The sequence below is a fragment of the Caulobacter sp. Root1455 genome, from assembly GCF_001426905.1.
GTDB lineage: Bacteria > Pseudomonadota > Alphaproteobacteria > Caulobacterales > Caulobacteraceae > Caulobacter.
This window is the reverse complement of sequence record NZ_LMFQ01000010.1, coordinates 12,010-37,794: the sequence shown is the minus strand read 5'-3', so window position 1 is coordinate 37,794 and position 25,785 is coordinate 12,010. Positions and strand designations below refer to the sequence as shown.

20 protein-coding genes and 1 pseudogene are annotated in these 25,785 nt (G+C 64.1%); 7 read left to right on the top strand and 14 right to left on the bottom strand.

The window, feature by feature from the left end; translation table 11 throughout:
* Positions 1-90: 90 nt before the first annotated feature.
* Positions 91-318, top strand: a complete 228-nt coding sequence (locus ASD21_RS07005) for a ribbon-helix-helix domain-containing protein (RefSeq protein ID WP_056438710.1) — start codon at positions 91-93, stop codon at positions 316-318.
* Complete coding sequence (locus tag ASD21_RS07000; protein WP_056438709.1) at positions 315-1,340, top strand: replication initiator protein A; 1,026 nt, start codon at positions 315-317, stop codon at positions 1,338-1,340. Before ASD21_RS07005 ends, ASD21_RS07000 begins: the two co-directional genes overlap by 4 nt.
* 1,303 nt (positions 1,341-2,643) lie before the next feature.
* Here ASD21_RS07000 and ASD21_RS23255 read toward each other — a convergent pair.
* Together ASD21_RS23255 and ASD21_RS25210 are read right to left on the bottom strand one after the other, a co-directional pair.
* A complete protein-coding gene (locus tag ASD21_RS23255) occupies positions 2,644-3,102 on the bottom strand; it encodes an SOS response-associated peptidase family protein (RefSeq protein ID WP_082554662.1) in 459 nt (152 codons plus the stop codon).
* 83 nt (positions 3,103-3,185) lie between these two features.
* A pseudogene (locus ASD21_RS25210) lies at positions 3,186-3,347 on the bottom strand (helix-turn-helix domain-containing protein); the annotation flags it as partial.
* A gap of 499 nt (positions 3,348-3,846) precedes the next feature.
* Between ASD21_RS25210 and ASD21_RS23245 the strand changes: the two are divergent.
* The 4 genes from ASD21_RS23245 to ASD21_RS06980 all read left to right on the top strand — a co-directional run bounded on the left by ASD21_RS23245 (position 3,847) and on the right by ASD21_RS06980 (position 10,335).
* Entirely contained in the window at positions 3,847-4,302 is a 456-nt protein-coding gene (locus ASD21_RS23245; RefSeq protein WP_082554661.1) for a MucR family transcriptional regulator, read from the top strand.
* A 642-nt stretch (positions 4,303-4,944) separates the two neighbouring features.
* A complete protein-coding gene (locus ASD21_RS06990; RefSeq protein ID WP_056438704.1) occupies positions 4,945-6,438 on the top strand; it encodes a putative bifunctional diguanylate cyclase/phosphodiesterase in 1,494 nt (497 codons plus the stop codon).
* A 159-nt stretch (positions 6,439-6,597) separates the two neighbouring features.
* Complete coding sequence (locus ASD21_RS06985; protein ID WP_162250214.1) at positions 6,598-8,508, top strand: hybrid sensor histidine kinase/response regulator; 1,911 nt, start codon at positions 6,598-6,600, stop codon at positions 8,506-8,508.
* Between the two features lie 120 nt (positions 8,509-8,628).
* A complete protein-coding gene (locus tag ASD21_RS06980; protein ID WP_235524853.1) occupies positions 8,629-10,335 on the top strand; it encodes a hypothetical protein in 1,707 nt (568 codons plus the stop codon).
* 30 nt (positions 10,336-10,365) lie between these two features.
* Here ASD21_RS06980 and ASD21_RS06975 read toward each other — a convergent pair whose 3' ends face one another.
* Genes ASD21_RS06975 through ASD21_RS23240 form a run of 8 tightly spaced genes read right to left on the bottom strand, consistent with a single transcriptional unit; the run spans position 10,366 to position 17,715 of the window.
* Positions 10,366-11,478, bottom strand: a complete 1,113-nt coding sequence (locus ASD21_RS06975) for a protein-glutamate methylesterase/protein-glutamine glutaminase (protein ID WP_056438696.1) — start codon at positions 11,476-11,478, stop codon at positions 10,366-10,368.
* Between the two features lie 3 nt (positions 11,479-11,481).
* A complete protein-coding gene (locus tag ASD21_RS06970; protein ID WP_056438693.1) occupies positions 11,482-12,339 on the bottom strand; it encodes a CheR family methyltransferase in 858 nt (285 codons plus the stop codon).
* A gap of 32 nt (positions 12,340-12,371) precedes the next feature.
* Entirely contained in the window at positions 12,372-12,860 is a 489-nt protein-coding gene (locus ASD21_RS06965) for a chemotaxis protein CheW (RefSeq protein WP_056438691.1), read from the bottom strand.
* On the bottom strand, positions 12,860-14,542 hold the full coding sequence (locus ASD21_RS06960) for a methyl-accepting chemotaxis protein (protein WP_056438688.1): 1,683 nt from the start codon (positions 14,540-14,542) through the stop codon (positions 12,860-12,862). Before ASD21_RS06960 ends, ASD21_RS06965 begins: the two co-directional genes overlap by 1 nt.
* A 17-nt stretch (positions 14,543-14,559) precedes the next feature.
* Positions 14,560-15,060: a chemotaxis protein CheW gene (locus tag ASD21_RS06955; RefSeq protein ID WP_235524852.1), complete on the bottom strand. Its 501-nt coding sequence runs from the start codon at positions 15,058-15,060 to the stop codon at positions 14,560-14,562.
* Positions 15,061-15,074: 14 nt separating this feature from the next.
* Complete coding sequence (locus tag ASD21_RS06950) at positions 15,075-17,036, bottom strand: chemotaxis protein CheA (protein WP_056438682.1); 1,962 nt, start codon at positions 17,034-17,036, stop codon at positions 15,075-15,077.
* Positions 17,033-17,398 carry a response regulator gene (locus ASD21_RS06945; RefSeq protein WP_056438680.1) on the bottom strand — a complete coding sequence of 122 codons (366 nt, stop codon included), beginning with the start codon at positions 17,396-17,398 and terminating at the stop codon, positions 17,033-17,035. Before ASD21_RS06945 ends, ASD21_RS06950 begins: the two co-directional genes overlap by 4 nt.
* On the bottom strand, positions 17,395-17,715 hold the full coding sequence (locus ASD21_RS23240) for an STAS domain-containing protein (protein WP_162250213.1): 321 nt from the start codon (positions 17,713-17,715) through the stop codon (positions 17,395-17,397). Before ASD21_RS23240 ends, ASD21_RS06945 begins: the two co-directional genes overlap by 4 nt.
* An 896-nt stretch (positions 17,716-18,611) precedes the next feature.
* On the opposite strand from ASD21_RS23240, the gene ASD21_RS23235 reads away from it, so the two are divergent.
* Positions 18,612-19,256 (top strand): response regulator, encoded by a 645-nt coding sequence (locus ASD21_RS23235; protein WP_082554657.1) that lies wholly within the window; start codon positions 18,612-18,614, stop codon positions 19,254-19,256.
* Here the strand turns inward: ASD21_RS23235 and ASD21_RS06930 are convergent.
* The 4 genes from ASD21_RS06930 to manD form a co-directional block, all read right to left on the bottom strand.
* On the bottom strand, positions 19,228-21,060 hold the full coding sequence (locus ASD21_RS06930; protein WP_156398307.1) for an ATP-binding protein: 1,833 nt from the start codon (positions 21,058-21,060) through the stop codon (positions 19,228-19,230). The genes ASD21_RS23235 and ASD21_RS06930 overlap by 29 nt on opposite strands.
* Before the next feature lie 57 nt (positions 21,061-21,117).
* The gene (locus ASD21_RS06925) at positions 21,118-21,507 is read right to left on the bottom strand and encodes a response regulator (protein ID WP_162250212.1); all 390 of its coding nucleotides are present in this window, start codon (positions 21,505-21,507) and stop codon (positions 21,118-21,120) included.
* A gap of 472 nt (positions 21,508-21,979) precedes the next feature.
* Positions 21,980-24,307, bottom strand: coding sequence for a glycoside hydrolase family 3 N-terminal domain-containing protein (locus ASD21_RS06920; RefSeq protein WP_056438668.1), 2,328 nt, complete (start codon positions 24,305-24,307; stop codon positions 21,980-21,982).
* An 88-nt stretch (positions 24,308-24,395) separates the two neighbouring features.
* Positions 24,396-25,607, bottom strand: a complete 1,212-nt coding sequence (manD, locus tag ASD21_RS06915; RefSeq protein ID WP_056438665.1) for a D-mannonate dehydratase ManD — start codon at positions 25,605-25,607, stop codon at positions 24,396-24,398.
* Positions 25,608-25,785: the final 178 nt, after the last annotated feature.

Genomic DNA, 25,785 nt, shown 5'->3' with positions numbered 1-25,785 from the left:
CCCTGGAGGGTTTGAGGTGGACTTCGTCACCGACCTTGCCCAAACTCCACATGTGGACACGGATTTAACTGACCGATTCTCGGAGATGAGATGGCTCGACCGACGGCATCACAGAGCGTCACCGAGGGGTCGCTGTCCGGGTTCGTGCCTAAGGCGCGGGTCGGCAAGAGCATGGTCGCAGGCTACTTTTCGGCCGAGATGCAGCGCCGCGTGAAAATGCTGGCCGTCGAACGGGGTGTCACCGTTCAGGCGTTGATCGGTGAAGGCCTGGACCTTCTGTTCGTCGCCGCCGGCAAGCCTCCGATGGGTGAGCGATGAGCACGCGCAACGACCCGCACCCGGTGCGGGATTTCTTCATCAACGACCTGATTGACTACGCGCCCAAGGACAGCGCGGAGATGATGGAGCGGCCGTTCTTCTCGATCTCCAAGCGCAAGCGCAACAAGCCGATCCAGTACAACACCCCGGACGGCAAGCTCTACATCAAGGTGACCGCCAACCCGACCCACGGCATGGCGACGATCTGGGATGCGGACATCCTGATCTGGTGCATTTCGCGGATCGTGCAGCAGCGCGATAACCGCGAAAACGACATCCGCCCGATCATCCACACAACGCCGTATGAGCTACTGAAAGGCATCGCGCGCGGGACGAGCGGGCAGGACTACATCGAGCTTTTACGGGCTATCCGGCGCCTGCGGACCACGGAAGTCGAGACCAACATCCGGGCCGGCAAGCGGCGCTATACCGCCTTCCACTATCTGGGCGACATCGAGGGTGAAGGGGAGTCTGACGACAATCCCGAGCAGTTGAAGACGCTGACCCTTCGGATCCCTGACTGGCTCCTGGACGGCATCATGAGCGGCAACATCCTGACGCTGGACCGGGAGTATTTCCTGCTGACCGGCGGCATTGAGCGCGCGATCTATCGCGTGGCCCGTAAGCATGCCGGCAACCAAAAGGCCGGCTGGGTTTCCAAGATGTCGACCCTTTATGAAAAAACGGGCTCGGAGTCGCCGTTCAAGAAGTTCACGTTCCGGATCCGCGAGATGTGTCGGTCCGATGAGCTTCCCCGCTACGCGATGCGGGAAACGACGACTGCCGATGGCAGCCCAGCCGTTCATTTCGTGGACCGCGCGTTCGTTGTCGAGGCGGCCAGGGAGCGACGTGGGGCCGATACGGCTCAGCGAGGATGGGAGGATGCACGCGCGGCGTGGATCGACGCAGACAGAGACCCCAGGGCCTTCGAGGGGGCCTGGTCGCGTTGGATGGAGGACGGGCACAAGCCGGAGGGCTTCGCCAAAGCCTGCAGCGACCCCCGTTGCGTCATGCCCAGCTAGGCACGTGGTATTAGGAACCGGGGTCAATGCGGCGATTGCTGGGTCGTGGTTTTAGGAACCCGCCAGCGACGTTGAGTCCCCGATCAAGCGCCGATTCTCTACGATTCGGCGAGCCCCGGGGCAAATAGGTTGGGATAGGGGGGCAGTGGACCTGTCGTGGTTTTAGGAACCCGGTCTCCTTGGGGGTGTCGTGGTATTAGGAACCGGCGCGGAGGCGCACGTGGTTTCAGGAACCCGCCCGAGGCCCTGTCGTGGTTTCAGGAACCGATCGGAAGCCGCTTGCTATCGTGGTTTTAGGAACCAGAACGGCCGCTCGAAGTCGCCGGAGGCACGTGGTACCAGGAACCTGCCCACATCGTGGTATTAGGAACCGTTTCCCTCGTGGTTTCAGGAACTTATCGGCACGTGGTTTAAGGAACCGCCCTACGTGGTAACAGGAACTGAAGCACGTGGTATTAGGAACCACGTAGGCTAAAAGCTCCTTTACAAACAGGCAGTTGGCGGAGATTTTTCAACCTTAACTACCTAACTTCCCTTATCTAACAGAATCTCTTCTAACGAAAATCCGGCGCAAAACGCGCCGCAAGACACCGCCTCTTGGGGGCTACGCCCCCGCCGGCTCGCTGCGCTGCTACGCAGCTTCGCCCCGGGCGCTACGCGCCCTCCCACCCGGCATCCCCCACATACGGCGTCGAGCGAAGCCCGACACTCAATTCAACCAAGCGGTTCCTACGATTTCCACGACTCCAAACGCCTACAGCGACTGAATCTCAGCAAATGGCTCTCCGGCGAGAGCCAAGCGGATCTGGCAGCGAAAGCCAGGAACCACTGAGCCTGGCGGACGGGTCGAAAGGGGCAACTTTCTTCCCGGCCGGCGCAAGCCTATTGATCGGCTCTATAACCGGCGTCGCCGCAGATGTAGAAAAACTCAAGAACGCGGTCGCTCCGCGCCCGCCGTCATCTGGTGACCCGTGCCCGCCGATCGTCCGCCATCGACTCTCACACGTCCTACGCCGCACCTGCTGAAGCGGTTTCACCTGGACCAGGTGGGCAACGACACGATCGAGACCTTCCTGGCGAAGGGGTATTCTCTGGCCATTTGCTGCCGGGACTGTCCCCGACTCATCGAGTGGACGCCGCCTGACCTGGTGGAGAAGTTTGGCAACCGGACCAAACTCAGGATCGCCGATCTGGGCGCAAGGTTCACTTGCACAGGGGAGGGAGGATGCGGTTCCCACGATATGCTGTGTTCCCGCACCTTTACGATGGGCCGTGGTCTTGGGCGCCGGCGAAGGGCACCTAGTTAGGCTGGAATGACGTCGTCGCCCTTGCCGCCGCGGGCGAGGATCTTGAGCCTGCCCTCCGGCTGCGGGCGTTGGAGTTGGGCGACTTCCGTCCAGGGCGCATCACTCATCCAGAGATCCCATTCCGCCGGCTCGGTCAGGATCACGGGCATGGCCTTGGAGTGGTAGGTTTTTACCGGCTCGGCCGACTCCGTGGTCAGGAAGCCGTAGGCCTCGATTTCTTCCCACCCCTTGCTCTTCATTCGGACGCAGGCGTGAGGCGTCCAGATTCCAGCGAAGAAGGCGAGGGGACGGCTGTCGTCTAGGGCAAACCAGATGTTTTGCCTGGTCTTCTCGTGATCTTGGTCAGGCTTCGGCGAAGGACGTTGAGCCAGCCGGCGATCTGCTCGGGCGACCATTTCCGTCGCAGCTTGCCAGATACTGTCCGGGCCAGGGCGGGCCGGCAAGCCAGCTTGCATCGCTTCGGACGCAAGGCCCGGTCCCACGCCGCCTGATCGGAGCTGGTCGCTCGATACTGTTCTGGCCCGCCGTTGCGCAGGATCTCGCGACTGATCGTCGATGGCGATCGACCCAGCGACCGAGCGATCCCCCGCAGCGAGCAGCGGCTGCTGAGCCCTCGGGAGATTTCCTCCCGCTCGCCCAGACTAAGCGCTCGAACCGCTCGCCGCCGGTCTGGAGGCCGGATGGACGCAGCCGACTGCACGACGGCGCGTCCCGCCACGCGCGATGCGCGTGGCTCCTTACAGTCTTCATTTTTCGTAAAGGGCAGGCCGGGCGACCCGCCGCCGCGTGGTCTGGCGGGCAAAGACAGGTGATGGCGTAATCCTCGCCGACGTGGGGCTCGGCGTTGGTTCCGGCCCGGTCGGGGAGCTTGGCGGCATGCTCAAGCGCTCGCGCCAAAAGCCCCAGGGGTCCTCGCACGACCCTTCCAACACCCCGATTTTCGGCTTCGCAGCGCTGGTCGTTTGGCTCATGGCGACGGCCGGTTCCGCCAAAGGGCGCGCACGTCCGATCCTGCGTAGGGTGTCGCCGTTACGCATGTTTGGCGCGACGAGACATGGCGCCAACCGGCCTCGCCGTGAGTTCGTCAAGTCGCGTGGCGAGGGAGCGACAGCTATCCATATCATCAAAGGCGTACAGTGTTGTTGCTCTGAGCGTTCAGTGCGAGCTTCGCCGTTCGATTCCATTTGAGAGGCTGGACCATGAACGAAGCGAATGCAGCGACGATCGCGCTGACGGCAGAGATCGTTGCTGCGTATGTCAGTAACAACAGCGTCGCAGTCACCGAAATGCCCGCTCTGATCAAGAGCATTCATGCGTCTCTCGCGGGCGTAAATACAATACAGGACGAGCCGGCCGCAGAGCCGATTTCCAAGCCGACACCGGCGCAAATTCGAAAGAGCATAACGCACGATGCTCTGGTCAGCTTTGTTGATGGAAGGCGCTACAAAACTCTCAAGCGTCATCTTACCGGACATGGCATGACGATCGCGGAGTACAAGGATACATACGGCTTGCCCAACGACTATCCGACCACGGCTCCGAGCTATAGCGAGGCCCGCAGCGCCATGGCTAAGGCCTTGGGTCTTGGGCAAGGCGGGCGCAAAGTAAAGAGCCCGCCCAAAGCGTCGGCGAAGGGGCGGGTGGCGAAGGCTTGACACATTGGGCGGCGCGTTGAGGCGCGCTGCCCGCTATCAGGCTCCGAGGCGAACGCTCGGGCAACATCATGCGGTTTGATAAAGGCCCCGCGCGGCCGCTGCGTCATCCTAAGGCCCGCTGCGGCCTGGTCCAAGCCGGAGCGAGGTTGAGTCCCGAGGAATGCGTTCGGACGCGTTCAAAATAGCCCTGTGGGCATTTCGAAGCGGTTCATGGTGGCCGTGGCCGCCATCGTCTGGACGGCGAATCTTAGCGGGCACGAGATTTCGACGCAGCCCCTTGTCTCCACCACTCCCTTTTGATCGCAGTGGCGATTTGCCGCGCCGATCCAAACCCTTGACGGGCCGATCATTCGGTCTCCCACACTGCCGCTTGAGTCAAATATTATTCCTCCATTAACGTGTCTGGGCGACGCATATGGAAGTTCAGTTGAGGTATGGCCTCAGCCCTGTAAACGAGGGATGGCCCAGATGTTCAATTCGATACTTCACATACATTCTAGTCCGGAAATAAAAGATTTCATGCGACGCCATAGATTTACAATTATAGATTGTGTTGCAATCGCTGTGGTGTTAATTTTTGGGTCTGTTCTGTTTTGGCAGTTCAAGATATTTCCTCGGCAAGATGTCGCGCAACAAGCAAGGATGCTGGAGCTCGATGAGACTTTGGCGCTGACCTCGGTCGCGCTGGGACTTTTTTCCTTCTCCCGTTTGCGAGCACAGCGGCGCGAGACATTGTTGCGCCGCGCCGCTGAGGCGGAGGCGCGGGCGCTGGCCCTGGAGGATCCCCTCACGGGCCTGCCCAACCGCAGGCAGTTCGACGCCGCGCTCAAGGCGGCGCTCGGCGCTCCGCCGAGCGCCAACGCGGCCCACGCCGTCATGATGCTCGACTTGAACGGATTCAAGAAGATCAACGACGTCCACGGACATCCGGTCGGAGACGAGGCTCTGATCCAGGCGGCGAACCGCCTGCGACGCTCCGTGCGAGAAGGCGATTTGGTCGCCCGGATCGGCGGTGACGAATTTGCGATCATCGCTCAGCACCTGAACGGTCCGGAAGCCGCCACCAACATAGCGCTGAGAATCATCGAGAGTTTCGCGCAGCCCGTCATGGCCGGTGGGCGCGAGCATCGTCTTGGCACCGGGATTGGAATCGCGCTCTCGCCGCAAGACAGCGACGATCCGGTGGCGCTGACGCGACAGGCGGATGTGGCCCTCTATCTCGCGAAAAAGCAAGGCGTGAGCGCGCTATGCTTCTTCGAACCGGAAATGGACCGCAGGGTCCGAGAGCACGACCGGCTTGAGCGCGATCTGCGCCTCGCCATTGGGACGCCGGATATTCGCCCGCACTATCAGCCGCTGATTGACCTCAAAACGGGTCGGCTCCTCGGCTTTGAGGCGCTTGCCCGCTGGCGGCACCCTGAACTTGGTGAAATCGAGCCAAGCCGCTTTATTCCTATCGCGGAACATGCCGGTTTGATCGGAGACTTGACGGATAGTCTGCTGCAAAGCGCTTGCTGTGACGCGGTGACTTGGCCCAGTGGAAAGCTGGCCTTCAACTTGTCGCCACGGGAATTGGCCGATGCGACACTCGGCGCCAGAATTCTCGATATTCTCCAATCAACAGGCCTGCCGCCTCACCGATTGGAGCTCGAAATTACCGAGAGCGCGCTTGTGGGAGATCTGGAGGCGGCGCAGCGCATCCTTGGAGGGCTCCGCCAGAGTGGCGTCAGAATCGCCCTCGATGACTTCGGAACCGGCTATTCGAGCCTCTATCACCTGCGCAATTTCAAGCTCGACACGATCAAGATCGACCGCAGCTTTATCGGCGCGATGGCCAGCGATCAGGATAGCGCGGCGATCGTGAGGGCTCTGATCGGGCTCGGCGCGGGGCTCGGGCTCACCGTGATCGCCGAAGGCGTGGAAGATCTTGAGCAGCATGTCTGGCTGCAGCAGGAGGGGTGTGAGCAGGCCCAAGGCTTCCTGTTTGGTCATGCGGTGTCGGCGTTGGAAGCGCAAGAACTTGTGGAAAAAATGCTTGTGGCGGAAGTTCCGCGTGCTGAGCCGAAGTCCAAGCGAAAGGCGCTTTCGATGCGTGGCGCTTTGATGGCGGACGATGTCCGGAGTCAATTGCTTTGATGCCCGCACGAGCCATTTGACCTGTTTCTTGATGCACTAGCCTGACGTCGCATATTCAAAGCGCAACAACTTAAGGTTATTTCAACTCCGGTCGATCCTACTGATCTCGAAGACTGCGCAATGCTGCGACATGTTTCGGCAAGATCGGGAGGGCGAACGTTGAACAGCGAAGCTGCGTGCCGCGCCGCTGATATTCTGGACGCCATCCAAGATTGCGCCTGGATTCTTCGCCTTGACGGCTCGATCGAGCACCTGAACCGACATGCCCAGGAGATGCTGCCCGCGGGACCGGATAACCTACCCGATTGGCGGTGGATTTTTCCGGAGGAAAGCCGCTTCTCTCTCGACCGGTCCTTCAATAGCGCCCTCGCAGGTCAGATGGCCCGATTCCGCGCCTTTTTGGGCATGGCCCAACATTCCCGCGCCTATTGTGACACCACCATCTCGCCCATTCGTGATCGCAGTGGCGCTGTGATCCGTCTGCTGGCCACCGCGCGCGACGTCACTCGGGAGGTCGAGACCGAGGCCTTCCTGCGAACGGTCATCCAAATCCTGCCCTCGCCGCTGACCGTGAAGAATGTCGAGGACGGCTGCTATGTGTTGATCAATCGCGCGGCGGAAGACGCGTTCGACATCGTCGCCGACGAGGCGATCGGCAAGACGACGCTCGACGTTCTGGACGTCGCCGCCGCCAAGCGACTGGCCGCCAGCGAGTCCAGGGTTCTGCGCACGGGCGAGATGCACGTCTCCGAAGAGGCAGCGAGCCCCGACCCCGCCGTCGCGCCGCGCCATTTCCTGACCAAGACCATGGCCACCTACGACGATGTCGGCCCCCGACACCTGATCACCCTGAGCCAGGACGTCACCGCGCAGAAGGCGGCCGCAGCCTCGCTGCGGGTGGCGCTGGAGCAGGCCGAGCAGGCCAGCCTGGCCAAGAGCGCCTTCCTGGCCAATATGAGCCACGAGATCCGCACACCGCTCAACGGCATCGTCGCCGGGGCCGATCTGTTGGCCAAGGACGATCTATCGCCCCGGGCACGGGAGCTGGTCGATATCATTCAGACCTCCACCCAGAGCCTGGAGCGTCTGCTATCGGACATACTCGACGTCGTGCGGATCGAGGCCGGTCAGGTGGTGATCGAGAACGGCCCGTTCCATCTGGGCGATGCGGCCCGTTCGATCGCCGCCTTGTGCGCCCTGCGCGCGGAGGAAAAAGGCGTCCTGGTCGAGACCCGGCTGGCGGCCGGCGCCGATCTCACTGTGACAGGCGACTCGGCGCGCCTGCGTCAGGTGCTGACCAATCTGCTCAGCAACGCCGTCAAGTTCACCGATCAAGGCCAGGTCACCCTCGACATCGCCCCCGGAACCAACGGCGCCACGCGCTTTTCCGTCACCGACACCGGCATCGGCTTCGACGCCGCCGAGAAGAGCCGGATCTTCGACCGCTTCCAGCAGGCCGACACCTCGTTCACCCGGCGGTTCGGTGGCTCGGGCCTAGGCCTGGCCATCGCCCGCGAGTTGGTCGAACGGATGGGCGGGGCCCTGTCCTGCGACAGCACGCCTGGCGTTGGTTCCACATTCTGGTTCGAGCTGCCCTTGCCCGCGGATCACGACACGGCCACCCCGTCAGCGCCACACGACGACGTTGCCTCGATGGCCGGGATTCCCCGAATTCTGGTCGCCGATGACCATCCGACCAACCGCAAGATCGTCGAGTTGATGCTGGCCGATCTGGCCGAGATCTTTATCGCCGAAAACGGCCGCGAGGCGGTCGATGTCTTTAAGGTTTCGGGGCCCGACCTGATCTTGATGGACATGCAGATGCCGGTGATGGACGGCTTGACAGCTGTCCGGGAGATCCGGGAGCGGGAAGCATCGGACGGCGGCGGCCGCGTGCCGATCATCATGTTGACCGCCAACGCGCGTCCCGAACACATTCGCGCCAGCCGCGACGCCGGAGCAGATCTGCACCTTGAAAAGCCGATCACCAGCGCCGTGTTGTTCGCCGCCATCGACCAAGTCTTCAAGGCCGCCAGTTTCGAAGAGGAAGGCATAGCGATCAGCGCCTGAGGTTGAGAAATGCGTTCGATCTTTACCTGACCTTCGCACATCCCACTGATAGTGGCTCAAGAGAAATAATCCGGCGATTTCATGGGTTTGGTATCATCCTTGGCCGCTTCGGCCCCGCCCATGTCGCCGCTCTCGGGGGCGGAGATCGGCGCGCGCCTCGAAGCGGCTCGACAGGCTATCGAAGGACGGTTTCTCGAGGCCGGCGAGGTTCTGTCGCGAGCGGTCGAGGGCGTCGGGACGCTGATCGCTTCGCTCGACCGGATGCGTGCAAACCTTGACGCCGAGACCGTCACGACGACGACGGCGGATTTGGCGCAGGCCGCCGAAACGCTGCGGTCGCTGCCCGACAGCCTCGATGCACGCCGGGATCGCGTGGGCAATCTGGTCAAGGCCGGCGACGGATTGGCTGGCCGCATCGAAGAGATGCGCCTGCATCTTGCCTATCTCCGGGTCTTCGCCATCAACATCAAGATCACCTCCGGCGGCATTGCCGCAGCCGGCCCCGAGTTCGCGATCTTCGCCCAGGAAATCTACGACTGCATCGAACTGGGCCGCGCACAGCTCGACGCCTTCAACGACGACCTGATGAGCCTTGACCGGACTCTGCGAAAGGCTCTGGCCCAGGAACACGACCTGGGCCGCAGTTGCCTGACTCTGTTGCCTGCCGTGCCCGACGCCCTGATGGCCAGCGCCACGGCGATCGGCGCCCATCACGCCAAGATCGCGGGCGTCGCGGTCAGCGTCGCGGCCCTCGCGCGCGACGTCCAGAAGAAGGTCGGCGGCGGCCTCGCAGCCCTGCAAATCGGCGATATCACCCGTCAGCGCATCGAGCACGTCCAGGCCGGGCTGCAATTTCTGGCGGAGGTCGCCGTCCCTTTGTCGCCCGGTCAACGTCAGCGGACGGAAGCCTTCGTGCACCGCCTGCTGGCGGCTCAACTGGCCGCGACCGCGGACGATTTCCACCGCGATGTCTCGCGGATCGGCGTGAACATCGCGGGCATGGCCAGCGACGCGTCCGAGATCCTGCGCCTGCGCGACCTGGCCTACGGGCAAAGCGAAGGCGCCGAGAGCGGCTTCCTGCGCAATCTGGAAAGCCATGTCGGCCAAGCGCTTGGCCTGGTGGGCGACATGACGGCCGGCGAACAGGCGGCCGAGGACGTCAGCCGTTCGGCGGCCGAGGCGGCCCGCGACCTGACCGCGCGCATCACCGGCATCCAGACCATTCGCGCCGATGTCCAGATGATGGCGCTGAACACCACCCTCAAATGCAGCCGCATCGGCGAGACCGGCAAACCCCTCGCCGTGATCGCCGTCGAACTTCGCCAGCACGCCATCCATCTGGAGAAGTCCGCGGCCCAGACCCTGAACCTACTCGAGGACCTATCCTCCGCGGCCGAGGCGCCAAGCCAGCCCGACGTGATCGATGACCCCAAGGGCGGCGCCGCGGCGGCGGCGACCGTCCTCGGCGGCGCGGTCGCCCGCATCGCCAAGGCCGGGGACGGTGTCGAAAACGATCTCGCCGCCGTCGCTCGCCAAGGCGCCGACGTGGTCGACATGCTGCGACGGGCCGCCGAGCGGTTCGACTTTCACCGCCAGATTGGCTCGGTCCTCGACCAGGCGGCTGGCGATCTCATGGACGAGGCCGGCGAGCCGCAGGTCCCAGACGAAGACATCGTCGGCGTGCTGCGGCCGCTGATGAGCCGACTGGCCAAGCAATACACCATGGCTCAGGAGCGCGAGGTCCATCGCGCCTGGGTCGAGGATCTGGGCGAGGACACGCCCGTCGCCGTCGCGCCCGTTGAAGATCCGGACGACGGGCTGTTCTGAAAAACGCGGAGAGGCGTCGAAGCCCCCGCCTTACCGCGCCGCAGCCCGCAGGACTTCCTGGGTGATGTTGTGCAAGGGCACGATCCGGTCGACGCAGCCGCGGGCGATGGCTTCCTTGGGCATGCCGAACACGACCGAGGTCGCCTCGTCCTGGGCCAGGGTATAGGCGCCGGCCTGTTTCATTTCCTCAAGGCCGCGCGCGCCGTCATCGCCCATGCCAGTCATGATCACCCCGACCGCGTTCGAGCCAGCCGAGCGAGCGGCTGAGCGGAACAGCACGTCCACCGAAGGCCGATGGCGCGAGACCAGCGGCCCGTCCTTGACCGAGACATAGTAACGGGCCCCGCTGCGCTCCAGCAGGGTATGCTTGTTGCCGGGCGCGATCAGCACGCGGCCGCGCAGCACGGTGTCGCCATCCTCGGCCTCCTTGACGGAGACCGCGCATAGCCCGTCCAGCCGCTTGGCGAACGAGGCGGTGAACTTCTCGGGCATGTGCTGGACAATGACCATGCCTGGCGAGTCCGCCGGCAGACCTTCCAGCAGGACCCGCAGCGCCTCGGTGCCGCCGGTCGAGGCGCCGACGCAGACGATGGTCTCGGTGGTGCGGGCCATGGCGCGCCCGCCGATCGGCGGCGGCAGCATGGCGTCGGCGGTCAGTTTCTTATCCGGCTCTTGTCCCGAACGCGTCGGTGACGAGATCGTCGCAGAGGGGACTCGGCGCTGCCCCGGCAGCCGGGCCCCGGCCGCGGCCTTCACCGCGTCGCAGATGCGGATCTTGGATTCCATCAGGTGATCGGCGACGCCGATCTTAGGCTTGAGGATGATATCGACGGCCCCGGCCTCGAGCGCCTGCAGCAGGGTCTCCGACCCCACCTCGGTCAGGGACGAGCACATCACCACCGGAATGGGACGCTGAGCCATCAGCTTGCGCAGGAAGGTGATGCCATCCATGCGCGGCATCTCGACGTCGAGCGTGATGACGTCCGGGATTTCCTCGCTGATGCGCTTGGCGGCCACGAACGGATCGGCGGCGACGCCGATCACCTCGATCTGCGGATCGGATTCCAGCACCGCCGCCAGGGTCTGACGAACCGTGGCGGAGTCGTCGATGATCAAAACCCGGATCTTCTTAGGTGCGGTCATGAACTACTGTTTCTGGAAAACGGTGTTGGCGATCTGCCGGACGGGCAGATCGATGCCGACGATGGATTCCGAATGGCCAAGGAAAAGGTAGCCACCCGGTCGCAGATGCGAGCACAGCCGACCCAGCACCTTCGCCTGGGTGGGCTTGTCGAAATAGATCAAGATGTTGCGGCAGAAGATGACGTCCATGTCGCTATCGACAGGATAGGCCTCATCCATCAGGTTCAGGCGCGCGAAGGCAAGCTTGCAGCGAAGTTGGGGCCGGATCCGCACCTCGCCGCGGCTCTGGTCCTTGGCGCGCATCACGTAGCGCTGGCGACGGGCCATCGACACCGGCTCGATCATCTGCTCGGAGAAGCGCCCGGCGATCGCCTGATCCAGCACCTCGGTGCAGATATCGGTGCAGAGGATCGAATAGTCGATACCGCGTTGGCTGGCGCAGAACTCGTCCAGGACCATGGCGATGGTGTAGGGCTCGGCGCCGGTCGAACAGGCCGAGCTCCAGATCTTGATCTCCCGTCGGCCCTTGGCCGCTATGGCCGGCAGGCCCGTGTGGATCAGGAAATCGAAATGGACCGGCTCGCGGAAGAACTCGGTCTTGTTGGTGGTCACCGCGTCGATCAGATGGATGACCTCGGCCGCCATGCCGTCTTCCTCAAAGAGGTAGTGGCAGTAGTCGTTGACGTCATGGATCCGCGTGGCGCGCATCCGGCGGCGCAAGCGCCCCTCGAGCATGGTGCGCTTGTTAGCCGGCATCTTGATGCCGCTATAGTCCTGGATGAACGAGGCTAGGCGCTGGAAATTGCGCGCGCTGAGCTGTTCCATCTGGGACGGGGCCTGCAGGGCGGCCTGAGACGACATGATGGCTGCTCCATCCCGTTTGAAGGACAAGACTATGCGGCTTGGCTGAGGGCTGCGGCGTCATGAGCGGTCAGAAGGCGGGCCAGGTCGAACAGGACGACAAAGCCCGCCTTTCCAGCGGAGGTCTCGCGGCGCACGACACCCTGGATATAGTCTGATCGCCATGGCACGCCGATGTCCGGCGCGATCTCGATCTGCTCTGGCGCGATGGACACCACCTCGATCACCCGGTCGGCGACCAGACCCAACGCCAGGACGCGGTCGGCCAGCGGCACGTCAAGCACCAGGATGCGCGTGGTGCTCGTTGGTGTCGCGCGGGGCAGGCCCAACTTCATGCGCAGGTCGATGGTGGGTGTGCCGCGGCCACGCACATCGGTCAGACCTAGGAGGTAGTCGGGGCCATCCGGAATGGCGAACGGCGGCTGGTAGTCGAGGATCTCACGCACGAACGTCACGGAGACCGCGAACACCTCCTCGCCCAAGCCCAGGGTGACGAACTGGCCTTGGGGGGACCCCGCCATCAAGCGTAGTCCCGGAAGTCGGCGTCGTCGGCGTCGGCGCCGCCCTTGGCCAGGTCCAGGGCGAAACCGGTCGCGCGAGCCTGCTGACTGGCGACCGTCTGCCGCGCGGGCGTGGCGGCCTTGCGCGCGGCCGGCGCGGCAGGGCGCTTGGCGACCGGCCGCGGCGTGGCGCGGCGGACCGGGCCGCCCCCGGCTTCGGTCCGGAAGTAGGCGATCGAGGTCTGCAACTCCTCGGCCTGGGCAGCCAGCTCCTCGGAGGTCGCCGACATCTCTTCCGAGGCGCTGGCGTTCTGCTGGGTGACTTTGTCCAGTTGCTGGATGGCCTCGTTGATTTGCGAGGACCCGATGTCCTGCTCGCGGCAAGCGGCGCTGATCTCGGCGACCAGTTCGGCGGTCCGGCGGATGTTGGGCACCAGGCTGGTCAGCATCTCGCCGGCCGATTGGGCCGCCTTAACGGTGTCCGAAGACACCGCGCCGATCTCGGTGGCGGCGGTCTGGCTGCGCTCAGCCAGCTTGCGCACCTCCGAGGCGACGACCGCGAAGCCGCGACCGTGCTCGCCGGCTCGGGCCGCTTCCACCGCCGCGTTCAGGGCCAGGAGATCCGTCTGACGGGCGATCTCCTGGACGATGGTGATCTTCTCGGCGATCGTGCGCATGGCTTCGACCGCGCGGTTGACGGCCTCCCCCGAGATCTCGGCGTCCTTGGCTGACTGGCGGGCGATCTTCTCGGTCTGGGCGGCGTTGTCGGCGTTTTGCTTGATGTTGGCGGCCATCTCTTCCATCGAGGCCGAGGCTTCTTCGGCCGACGAGGCCTGTTCGGTGGCGCCTTGGCTGACCTGCTCGGAGGCCGCCGACAGCTCCTGGCTGCCGGCCGAGACATTCTCCGAAGCCGAAATGGCGTCGGACACCACGCCGCGCAGGCGCTCGATCATGATGTTCACGTGGCCCAGCAGGTCGCCGATCTCGTCCTTGGTTGTGATCTCGACTGTCTTGGTCAGGTCGCCATCGGCCACGGCGCGCACGGCGTCAGCGGCGCGGGAGAGCCCCTTGCTGACCACCATCGAGATGTAGAAGGCCGCGGCCGCGGCGATCAACAGCGAGACCGCCGCCATCCCGATCAGCAGCGCCCTGATCGACGAATAGTCCTTGTCTGCCTGTTCCTTGGCGGCGCGCATTTGCGCTTGCGACAACTCCACCAGTTCCTGAACCTGCGCGCCGGCCTCGGTCACGACCTTGCGACCTTCTCCCATCGACAGGGCCGCGGCCTCGATGTCTCGGCCGGCCATGGCGTGGTCGCGAACACGGGCGTGCACCTCGTTCAATCGTTCCCAGGCCGCGCCCAGGGCCTGCCACTTCGGCTTTCCCTCGGCCGTCGCCAGGCTCTCGGCCTTGGCGAGCAAGGTTTCGAAGGCGCGCTTTTCCTTGTCGATGGAGACCTCGTAGGCCTTCACCTCGTCGGCGGTATCGACCAGGACCATGTTCTTTTCGGCCCTGACCACGTTCAGCATGTGGATATTGAGCTGCTGGGCGGCCTCAAGCCGGGTAGCCGGTCCAGAGATCATCGCGTTCATGTCGCGGTTGGTTTCCGCCAGGCTGTTGATCCCGAACAGGGTCGCGGTCAACAGCAGGACAACAAGCAGGCCAAACGCCAGGCCAAGCTGCAATTTTATGGTGAAGCGCATGGAAAAGCCCCGCAGTGTTAGGATTGAAGCGCGTTGATGGGTGTGACGGTTGTGGTCGATCGACCCCGCGCGGCGAAGATCTGGCCAAGATCGGGAATGACGATCAGGTCGCCATTCCTTCGGGCCAACAAGCGAATGAAGTCCGGGCGCCAGCGCAAGCCCACGCGAGGAGCCTGTTCGGTGGTGTCGCGGGTGATCGAGGTGACCTCGTGCACCTTGTCGGCCCGCAGGCCGATCAGGGTGGGTTCGCCATCGAGGTCGTACTCGATGACGACGATGCGGCTGTCGATGGTGGGCGTGCCGGCCGTCATGTCGAAGGCCAGACGCAGGTCCACGAGCGGGATCACCCGGCCGCGAAAATTGATCACCGCCCCGACGAAGGGCGGCGCTCCGGGGACGTCGGTCTCCGGCAACATGTCCAGGACCTCGCGCACCAGACCGGCCTCCAGGGCGAAGGTCTCGCCTTGCAGGTCGAAGGTCAGCGCCTCGATCAGGTCGTCGGACGGTTCAGGGGTCATGGCTGGCGCTCCCATCAACTAGCCGTCCGCATCTGCGTGTCGGCCCGTTGGCCGGCCGCGACCAAGTGGCCGATGTCGAGGATCAGGGCGACGCCGCCATCGCCCAGGATCGTCGCGCCCGAGAACGCGCCGACCTCGGCGTGGAAACCCGACAGCGCCTTGATGACGGTCTGGTGGTCGCCGAGGATCTGGTCGACGACCAGGCCCACGCGGTCCTGACCGGCCTGGACGACCACGATCTTCTGATGAGGATCGGGCGCTTGGCCGGTGGAGAACATCTGCCGTAGGCGGATGAAGGGCACCAGCTGATCGCGCAGGGTGATCAGGCTGCGGCCCGTTGAGCGGATGTCCTGCTCGACCGACAGCTCGACGCATTCCTCGACCGCGGGCAGCGGAATGACGTAGAGACCGGTTCCGACCCGCACCAGCAGGCCGTCGATGATCGCCAGGGTCAGCGGGATGCGCAGCGAGACCACCGAGCCCTCGCCCGGCGTGCTGGTCAGCTCGATAGAGCCGCGCAGGCCTTCGATGGTGCGCTTGACCACGTCCATGCCGACGCCGCGGCCCGACAGGTTGGTGATCGCCGCCGCGGTCGAGAAGCCGGGCGCGAAGATCAGCTGAAGCAGTTCGTTGTCGCTCAGCACCTGGCCAGGTTGGATCAGGCCGTTTTCCTCGGCCTTGGCGCGGACGCGGGCCCGATCGACGCCGCGACCGTCGTCGGTGATGGTGATCACCACCTCGGCGCCCGACTGACGGGCGGCCAGCACGACGTGGCCGGTCTCCGGCTTACCGGCGGCGAGGCGCTGTTCGGGCGTTTCCAGGCCGTGGTCGGCGGCGTTGCGGATCAGGTGGATCAAGGGATCAGCCAGGCGCTCGATCACCGTCTTGTCCAGCTCGGTGGTCTCGCCTTCGGTCGACAGCTCGATGGTCTTGCCGGTGTCGCGAGCCAGGTCGTGGATCAGGCGGCGGAAGCGGCCGAACAGCTGAGCGATCGGCACCATGCGCACGACCATCATGGTGTCGCGCATCTCGGACGCCAGCCGCTCGATCTCTTCGGCGACGGACCGCAGGGCCATGTCGGTGCTGGAGTTGGCCAGCTGCTTGAGGCGCGATTGGGCGATGACCAGCTCGCCGACCCGGTCCATCAGCTCGTCCAGCCGCTCGGCCGGGACGCGGACGGTGTCGCTGGACTTGGCGGTTCGCCCGTCGCCGATGGCGGGCGCCTCGTCATTGGCGCCGACGGCCTTGGCAGCGACCGTCTCCGCAACGTCTGCAACTTCAGCCGCCGGGGCGGTGAGATCCTGGATGTCGAGGGTCATGTCGTCGATCACGAAAATGAAGACATCCTCGATCGCGTCGCGACCATGCTTGGTGGTCAGGGTGACATCCCAGGCCAGGTGGCATTCGGTCGGAACCAGCTCGTCGAAAGCCGGAACGGCGTCGGTGATCGCGACGACCTTGCAGTCGCCCAGCTCGCGCAGCTCGTCGAGCAGGGGCAGGGGGCGGGTGCCGTTGACCAGGGCGTCGGCTGGCAGGCTGAACTTCACGCGCCAGGTGTTGAGGGCCGGAGCGGCGGGCGCTTCGGCGGGCACGGAGGATGCGTCGGCGCTCTCGACGACGCGGTGCAGCTCGGCCAGCAGGGTCTCGCCAGTGGCTTCCGAAGCCGGGCGGCCCTCGGCCAGGGCGCGCATATGGTCCTGGCAGGCCAGGACGGCGCCGACCAGCTCGGAGGTGGCGGCGACCTCGCCCTTGCGGACGCGGTCGAAGGCGGTTTCGCAGTGGTGGGTGAAGGCCGCCAGGGCGTCGAAGCCGAACATGGCGCCCGAACCCTTCAGGGTGTGCAGGCCGCGGAACACCGCATCGACCAGCTCGCGATCCCCGGGACGATGCGCCAGGTCGAGAAGACCTTGTTCGATCTCCTCGAGCAGCTCCTGGGCTTCCTGGCGGAAGGTCTCGACGGGATCGAGGCCGCTCACTTGGCCAGGACCTTCTTGACGACCCGCACCAGTTGCTCGGGATCGAACGGCTTGGTCAGCCAACCGGTAGCGCCGGCGGCCTTGGCCTGGGCCTTGATCTCGGCGTCGGACTCGGTGGTCAGGAACAGGATCGGCACGCCCGCGCCCGCTGGGCGCTTGCGCAGCTCGCGGATCATCGCCAGCCCGTCCATGACCGGCATGTTGAGGTCGGTGACGATCAGGTCAAAGCCGCCCGCGCTGCCCTTGTCCAGCCCGTCCTGGCCATTGACGGCCTCGGTGACGGCATAGCCTTCGCCGCTCAGGGCGATCTTGATGGCCTGCCGAATGCTGGCGGAATCGTCCACGGTCAGGATCGAGGTCATTGCTTGGGCCCTTGCAGCCAGAATTTGGCGCGGTCGGAACCTTCGTCGTCGAGGAAGCCGCCGCGCTGCAGAACCTCAAGCACCGCCCCTGCGGCAGGATAACGCAACTCAAAGCAATGGCCGGCCTCATTACTCGCCTGGCGTGCGGCCTCGATGAGTTGCACGAAGGTCAGGTCCACTTCGGTGACGCCGCTGATATCGACAAGGACCGCAGAACCCTGCCGCAGGGCCGCGCCCAGGTCTGTGTGAGCTGCATCTATATTTGAAATGTTCACATCACCGACGAAAGAGATCGGTATGCCCGCCAGGCCTGACACCGTCTGGATCTCCGCAGCAAATAGATGAACACGACTTTCTACTGTTAGTCGCGATTTGAACGGAGAATTGTTTGTACATAGTTAAAAGTACATTAATGCCTAACATCACTGGTCGGAAATGAGCTTTGACCTCGAAGGAATCCGGAATTCGATCCGAAAGTCCTGCTGAGAACAAGGGTTCATCTATGCCTTTCGGTATAGATCCGTCGGTATACGCAGCGATGGCTGCGGACTGCTCGGTGGCTGGTATCTCCGACGCACTATCCGTTAGGTGGGTTTCGGTTGCTCGCAGAACGCTGTAATTTCCGTAGTGGCAGGCAAAGAGATGGATAGCGATGGGAGGGGAAACTGCGGCAGGCGTTGAGGTCGAGGGTCTTTGCGAACCCATCCTGATCGGTGGCCGGCCTGCAGCCGCGATTGCCGATCAGGGCAGGTTGCGGCTGATTGACGCGGGCGGCTTGAATACAGCCATCACCGTGGATGGTGCGATGGCGGCGAAGTTAGACCCGGCGGTCGCGCGGATTTTCGTCGACGCGGTCCAGGGCGGTGCGCCAACGCCAATCCGACTGGTTGCTATGCCGCCGGCGAGCGAGCCGCTCCGAGAGGTTCTGGACCGCGAAGCCTTAGTGCGCCTCTTTTTTCCAAGTGACGATTTGGATCTTTGCGCCCCTCTGCAGAGCCCGCGTCGAGGTCCCAAGTGAGCCGACCTGAACCGGCGAGGCATCGTCATCGAGTTTGCTAAACCACCAGATCGTGCGGCGGCCTGAACGAGGCCAGCGTCGTTCTATCGACATAAACCGGTTGCCCGATGGCTGACGCGGCATTCGATCTTACGGAACAGGCGATGACTATTCGCCGGAAGCGAGCATATCCTGTCACAGTCCCTCAACACGCCAGTGCAGCGACGTTTCGCCGTCGTCGTTGACGATCACGATCTCGTCCGGGACGGCTTGCGGCGCGTGCTGCTCGATCGTTGCCACTTCGAAAACGTCCTTGAAGCTGCGGACCTGGAAGGCGCGCTGGATCTGTTGGCGCAACTACCCATTGTCGATCTCATTGCGATCGATCTGCATATGCCAGGCGCTTCGGGGCCGGAGGCTTTGCCGGCGCTCGTCGAAGCGTTCCCTGACGCTAGAATTGTCGTGATTTCAGGTTCGGAGTCTCGCGACGACATCGTCGGATGCCTCGCCGCAGGCGTTGACGGCTATATTCCAAAATCCCTGTCGGTGGTCGAGATTGTCGCCGCTATCGAGTCGATCCTGAGCGGGCAGATGTTTGTTCCGAGAAATATCCTTCGGCGAGGGGCGGTGGTGGTGGATCCACCAAGCCGGGCGAGGCGTGAAATCGTCGGGATGGAGCACCTTACGCCGCGGCAGCGTGAGGTCCTTGGCGAACTCCTATTGGCCAAGACCTCCAAGGAGATCGCCCGAGCGCTCAATGTCGTCGAGGGCACGGTCAAGATTCACCTTGCCGCGATCTACCGCGCGCTTGGGGTGAGGAGCCGCTCGGAAGCTATCGCGAAACTGGCTTCCCGGTCCTGAGCGGGCGCCTCTGCAACTCAGTAGCGGCCGCGCTTGCCAATTGTTCGGCGGACACAGGTTTGATCACCCACCGGCGGTTTGAGCGTCGAAGTCGATCCAGCACGTCGGAGGATGTTGAACCTGTCACGATCAGGCAGGGCAGGGGCCGCGCCAAGAGTATTTCAAGATCTTCGAGCAGTGTCAGACCGTCGGCTTCGCCGAAACGGAGATCGAGAACCAACAGATCAAACGGCTGACGGCTCAATTCGATCAGCCGCGCCCTCGAACCCGCCGTCTGAACAATGGCGCCGGCATCTTCGAGTGACATCCGCATGGCGCTCAGCGCCAGAGGCTCATCATCGCCGAGCAAAATTCGCACGCCCGGCAGGTGACCCTTGGGCGTGAAGGCTGGTTTCGGGCTCGACGTGGCCATGGGAAGCGTGATCGCGAAGATCGAGCCGCTTCCCTCTCGTGAGCGAACAGTCAATTCGTGACCAAGCATGTCCGTCAGGCGCTGGACGATCGACAAACCCAAACCCACGCCTTCGGTGGCGCCGACGCCTTCTCCCCGGACAAACTCGGTAAACATGTCCTTGAGGCGCTCGCTGGGTATGCCCGGGCCATCGTCGTGAACCTCGACCCTGACCCAGTCGCCGGCGCGACGGCAGCCGATCAAAACCCGACCGCCGTTTGAATATTTGATCGCGTTGGAGGCCAGGTTCCGGACAACGATCTCCAAAAGGTCCGCGTCGCTGAGAACCTTGAGGTTGGTCGGTACAACCGTGATCCTGGACTCGTAGCTCGTGTTCAACTCACTCGAAACTGCGGCGACATCCTGCAAAAGCCCCCCGATCTCAAACGCGCTGACCTCGGGGCGCAAAACGCCGGCCTCTAGCCTTGCCAAATCAAGCAAGGCGGAAAACAACCTGGTCATCACGCGAACAGCGCTATCCATGTTTGTGAGGATTTCTTTCGCTTCAGTGGTTTCCACACGGCGCTCTAGTGCGGCCAAGTAGAGGGCCAGTGCGTGAAGCGGCTGGCGCATGTCATGACTGGCGGCCGCCAGAAAGCGGGATTTCCCCTGGGCCGCGCTCTCGGCCGCGCTACGCGCGACGGCGAGTTCCTCGTTCATCAGTCTCTGGATGACGGTGCTGCGATATGTGGCCAATCTCTCCAGGGCTACGGACAGGGCTGTCACCAGCAGCGCGACAATCGCGACAAGAGCGATACCGACACCATAGGCCCCGAGCTTGCGGCCTTGCGAGATCTGCAGGGCGTAGGACCGGGTCTGAGCGTCTCGTGCGGCGTTGATGATCGAGCTGGTCTCAAGGCGGGTTCGTCGCAGGAGATCTCTGTTCTCCGCGGAGGTTAGAATCTCAATGGCCCTGGCGCGGCGCCCGGCCTCGCGCGCCCGGCTTGCCGTATCAATCAGTTTAAGTCTTTCTCGCGCTAGCGCTTCGAGGCGGTCTATATGGGGTGTGGCCTGCGGATCGTGTCGCGACGCGGCGCGCACCACCTTCAGGGATGTTGCGATACGGGTCCGCGCCTCTTCCACGGGGCGAGTTCCCAGAGGCGGCGCTGAGGAGCCGGTCAACAGCAGGGCGCGCTGCCACTGTTCAAGGTCCATCAGGCCCTGCTGGACCTTGAGGCTGTCGGCCAGGATGCGCTGTGCGTTCAGGCCGTCCGCCAATGCCTCGGTTTCAGATTGAGAACCCGCAAGATATTGTTGGGCGCCTAAGATGACCAGTGTCACTAATATCGTGACGGTCAGCACAAAGCCTATTGCTTGCGCCAGAGTCGGCGACACAATCTTAAACTTGGCCACATTCGGATCTCAAAACGAACCGTCAAAGGAGCGGTGAAGACCCAAACGCAAATCGCGTCAATCGTTTTCTGTGCCTGCAAAATCTCGGAGCCAGGCGTCCAGGCGTTCCGGCCGGACAGGCTTTTCGAGAACGGGGTAACGCTCGGTCAACTGCCGGTGCTTCGCGCCCCGCCGCAGCGACCCCGTCAGGAGCAGGGCGGGGGCCTTGACCCCCAGCGCGCGCAGCTGCGTTAGGGCTTCCACGCCGGTCAGGCCGTGATCCAGATTGTAGTCCGCCAAGACCGCCTTTACCTCGCCGGCTCGCCCGTCCAAGGCCGTGACGACGCTGGCGACGTCGCGGCCATGAACCGCGCGATAGCCTCGGTCGGTAAGGAACATGGTTAAGGCGGTGGCGGTGCGGGGGTCATTTTCCAATACAATGATCAAGTGACCGAGGCCTGCGTTCACAAAGGACTCCATCGCCGCCGGGGGCAGCGAAACGAACGGCCTCACTATAGCGCCAGCCCCTCGACACAGCGAATCGGCCAAACGCACTAGCCAAACGGCATAGCTCACTCGATCGGCAGTCTTAGGGCTCACCTCAAGGTTTGTACGCTAAAAGGCGCTTAAAAGTACGAACCATGAGGTGAGCCCTACTTCAGAATGAAGACCCGCACGCCCGGCGGCGCCAGCAACTTGGCCACGTCATAGCCCTCGGTTGTCCATGGCTAGGAACTGGAAGCCGCCGCCAGGGACCAGGATCACCGCGGGGGCGTTCAGGGCGGTCAAACAAGCCGCCGCCCGACCAGGAAGCCAATCAGTCTGCGGGAAGGGGCGTGACGCAAGGCGAGGTCTCCTGTGTCGCGGCGGGGTCACGCCGTTGTCGTCACGAGGCAACTGGGCGCGCTGTCGTTCAACTGACGCAGGCCTAGGCGCTTGGTCAGTAGCTAAGGCCAAAGCCGTAAGGGTAGAGCGCTCCGTCGGCCGTCTCGGCGTATCCGGGGGCGTCGGGGTTCTGTTCCAGCACGGCCCTAGTCGTACGAGGCAGGGCGAAGGGTAGGCGGCCTCTAGGAGCGGCGCGGCCACTGATGACGTCCAGTTGCGCCTGGTCGCTGACGCCGAAGGTGGCGATCAAGGCCCCGGCATCCTTCACGCGGCTGGCGTCGTCGATCACGAAGGGGCTGCGGAAATAGATCGAGATGACCAACTTGCCGGAGCCGCCCGCCTCTCGCGCGGCAGCCTGAATCTCGGCCAGGGACGGCGTCATGGTCCAGCTCTGCGCCTCGGCGATGTCGCTGAGCGCCAGCATGTTGATTTCCCAGGGGAAGGGGCCGCCGAAAATGAGGCGGCTGTCGAGGCAGGTCTCTTGCCCTGGCGGCGGCTTGACCTCCGGCTCATAGACGCAGGGGTCCTGCGCGCCCCAGGTCGCCTGCCGCTTTCCGGTACGCGGATCAACCAGGGAGAAGTCGGCGGGGAGACGGCGGCCGCCGGTCGCCGGATCGTCCGAGGCGTATCTTGCGGCGCGGCTGTTATCGATCAGCACCTTGACCAGGACAGCGTCGGTCCCAGCGGGGACCGGTGGACGGTTCTTGGCGTTGCCGTCGGTGACGGAAAAGCCGTACCGCGCGGCTTCTTCCGCCTGGAACCCCATGACATAGACCCGCGCGCCCACTTTGAGGGGCAGCAGGGCGTCGCGGTTCTGTAACAGCACGACCGACCGGTGCTGGATGTTCAGGCCAGCGGCGCGGTTCTCTAGCCTGCCGATATGGCCGGAGGCGGCCTCGGCATCGACATAGGGGTTCTCAAACAGGCCTAGCTGGAACTGCTCGGTCAGGAGACGGATCACCGCCGGGTCGATGTCGGCGTGCTCGTTGAGCAGACCTTGGCTCACCAGGCCGGTGATGGTGCTGGCGGAGCTGAATTCGGACAGGACGTCCGAGCCGCTCTTGATAGCGATCGCTGTGCGGTCGGCGGGGGTGTAGGGCCTGTCGGTCGCCGGATTGACACGGTAGCTCTCAAGGCCCCAGCCGCGCGTCTCGATGACGCCACTGTCGGAATTGACATAGCCCTTGAAGCCCAGACGGGCGCGCAGCAGGTCGGTGACGATCTGCTTAGAGAACGCCATGCCCTGCTCCTCATAGCGCACGCCCTCGTAGGTCAAGCCGACGGGAACCCCGTAGTAGGGCATGATGGAGGAAGCGCCCGCCGCGATGGCCGCCTGGAAGGGCCTGAGGTGATAGGCGAAGCCGTAGCGGCCGGTCTTGTCCAGGTAGAGCTGGTTCTTGCCGAAGGTGTAGTGCGGGTCGAGGCCCATCTCCTGCGGCCCTCCGCCGGGGAAGTGCTTCACCGTCATGGCCACTGCGGATGTCGGCGACAGCGACGTGCCATCCGCGCGCACGGGGCCCTGCAGCCCGCGCAACAGTTCCCTCATGATGTCGCTCATGAGATCCGCGTCTTCGGTGAAGGTTTCGTGGGCGCGGGTCCATCGCGGCTCTGTCGTCAGGTCCGCCATGTAGCCGTACATGCCGCGTAGGCCGATAGCCCGCCACTCTTCGCCCATCACCCCGGTGAACTGCCGGATGACCGACATGTCCCCCTTCAGCCCGGCGGGTGCGGCGCCATCCTTTGTCGTCGGCGCGCCTGCGCCGAGGGCGGCGGCCGCCAGGCCCGCCTCCTTGGGGAACTCGGTGAAGACGCCCGCTCCAGCGGCGATGCCGAACAGGGCGTTGGTCTCGACGTGGTTGCGGGCATTGTCCTTGAACAGCCCCGGGATGCCGAGGCGGGCGGCCTCCAGCCTTTCTTGCACCGCATTGGTGAACCGGGCCATCTGGAACGGGCTCTGGGCGTAGCCGCCGCGCGGGGCGGGACCCGTCGGCTTGTGGCTGCAGTCCGCCCCCGTCGCCGTCACCTTGGCCCGCAGGATGAAGCGGGTCATCTTCTGGGTGTCGATCAGGTCGGCGCCGCGCGCCGAGATGCCGCCATCGCACTCTGGGTTGTTGGTGGCGATCAGCATCGTCCCGGCCTTCTCCGCCAGGGTCATGCGGCCGACCAGGTCGCGGGCGCGGGTCTGCGGGGTCAGTCGCCAATCCTCATAGGGCTGTAGCCTGCCGTCGCCGTTCAGATCCTTGAACTTAAGACCGCCGATGGAGAGCACCGGCTTGGCCCTGGCCGCGACGGCCGGCTGTTCAGCCGCCTGGGCGCCGGCGGCGCAGGTCGCAACGAGGAAGAGGGTAAGGCTGGCGAGGCGCATGCGGTCGGCCTTTGTCATCTGTGAGGGTTTCAGGCAGGGGCGCTGTTGGCGTGATGGTCGCAGCGCAGGTGTTTGATGGTCCGGCGTGCGGGCATTTGGGCGGTCCTCACCAGTTGAACAGCGTGCCATCCTCCAGGCGGTTCACCGGCAGTTGGGCGGGGCGATAGGGGTACTTGGCCGCCAGGGCTTCGTCGATATCGACGCCGTGGCCCGGCGCTTCGCCCGGATGCAGATCGCCGTTCTTGAAGGTGTAGGCGTGGGGGAACACCGCGTCGGTTTCGGGCGTGTGGCGCATATATTCCTGGATGCCGAAATTGGGCACCCACAGGTCGAAGTGCAGGGCCGCGCCCATGCACACCGGCGACAGGTCGGTGGCGCCGTGGAAGCCGGTCTTGACGTTGTTGATCTCGGCCAGGCCGGCGATCTTCTTCAGGTGCGAGATGCCGCCGCCATGGACGATGGTGGTGCGGATGTAGTCGATCAGCTGTTCTTCGATCAGCTGCTTGCAGTCCCAGATGGTGTTGAACACCTCGCCGACGGCCAGCGGGGTCGTGGTGTGCTGGCGGATCAAGCGGAAGCTGGCCTGGTTCTCGGCGGGGGTGACGTCCTCCAGCCAGAAGGGGCGATAGGGCTCGAGGTCCTTGCCCAGACGCCCGGCTTCGATGGGGGTCAGGCGGTGGTGGCTGTCGTGCAGCAGGTGGACGTCCCAGCCCAGGGCCTCGCGGGCAGCCTCGAACAGCTTGGGCACGGTGGGCAGATAGCGGGAGGTCGACCAGACGTTCTCGGTCGGCAGGGCCGCGTCGGCCGGCTCATAGAACAACTTGTCGCCGGAGACGCCGTAGGTGCTGGCCAGGCCGGGCACGCCGGTCTGCAGGCGGATGGCCTTGTAGCCCATGGCCTTGTACTTGATGGCCTCGGCGATGGTCTCGTCGATATCGGCCCCGTTGGCGTGGCCATACACCATCACCCCCGTGCGGCTGGCGCCGCCCAGTAGTTGGTATAGCGGCATGCCCGCCAGCTTGGCCTTGATGTCCCACAGCGCCATGTCGACCGCGGCGATCGCCGACATGGTCACCGGGCCCCGGCGCCAGTAGGCGCCCTTGTAGAGAAACTGCCAGATGTCCTCGATGCCGTGAGCGTCGCGGCCGATCAGGCAGGGAGCGACGTGCTCCTGCAGATAGGCGACGACCGCCAGTTCGCGGCCGTTCAGCGTGGCGTCGCCAATGCCGTAGGTCCCGTCTTCGGTGGTGATCTTCAGGGTGACGAAGTTCCGGCCAGGGCAGGTCACGATGACCTTGGCGTCGGTGATCTTGGGCATTTGAGTCTTCCGCGAGTGTCTCTGGCGACGTCGAGGCCGTGTCTGGCCTTTCTGGCGTCGCTCGTCAAAGTGGCCTGGCCAATTGCGTTAGTTCACCAGGCTCTGTCAAGCGTGCCCTGGCCAATCCGAGCCTCTGTCGCGGAGCTGTCGGACCAAAATGTCCATAAGACATTGAGGA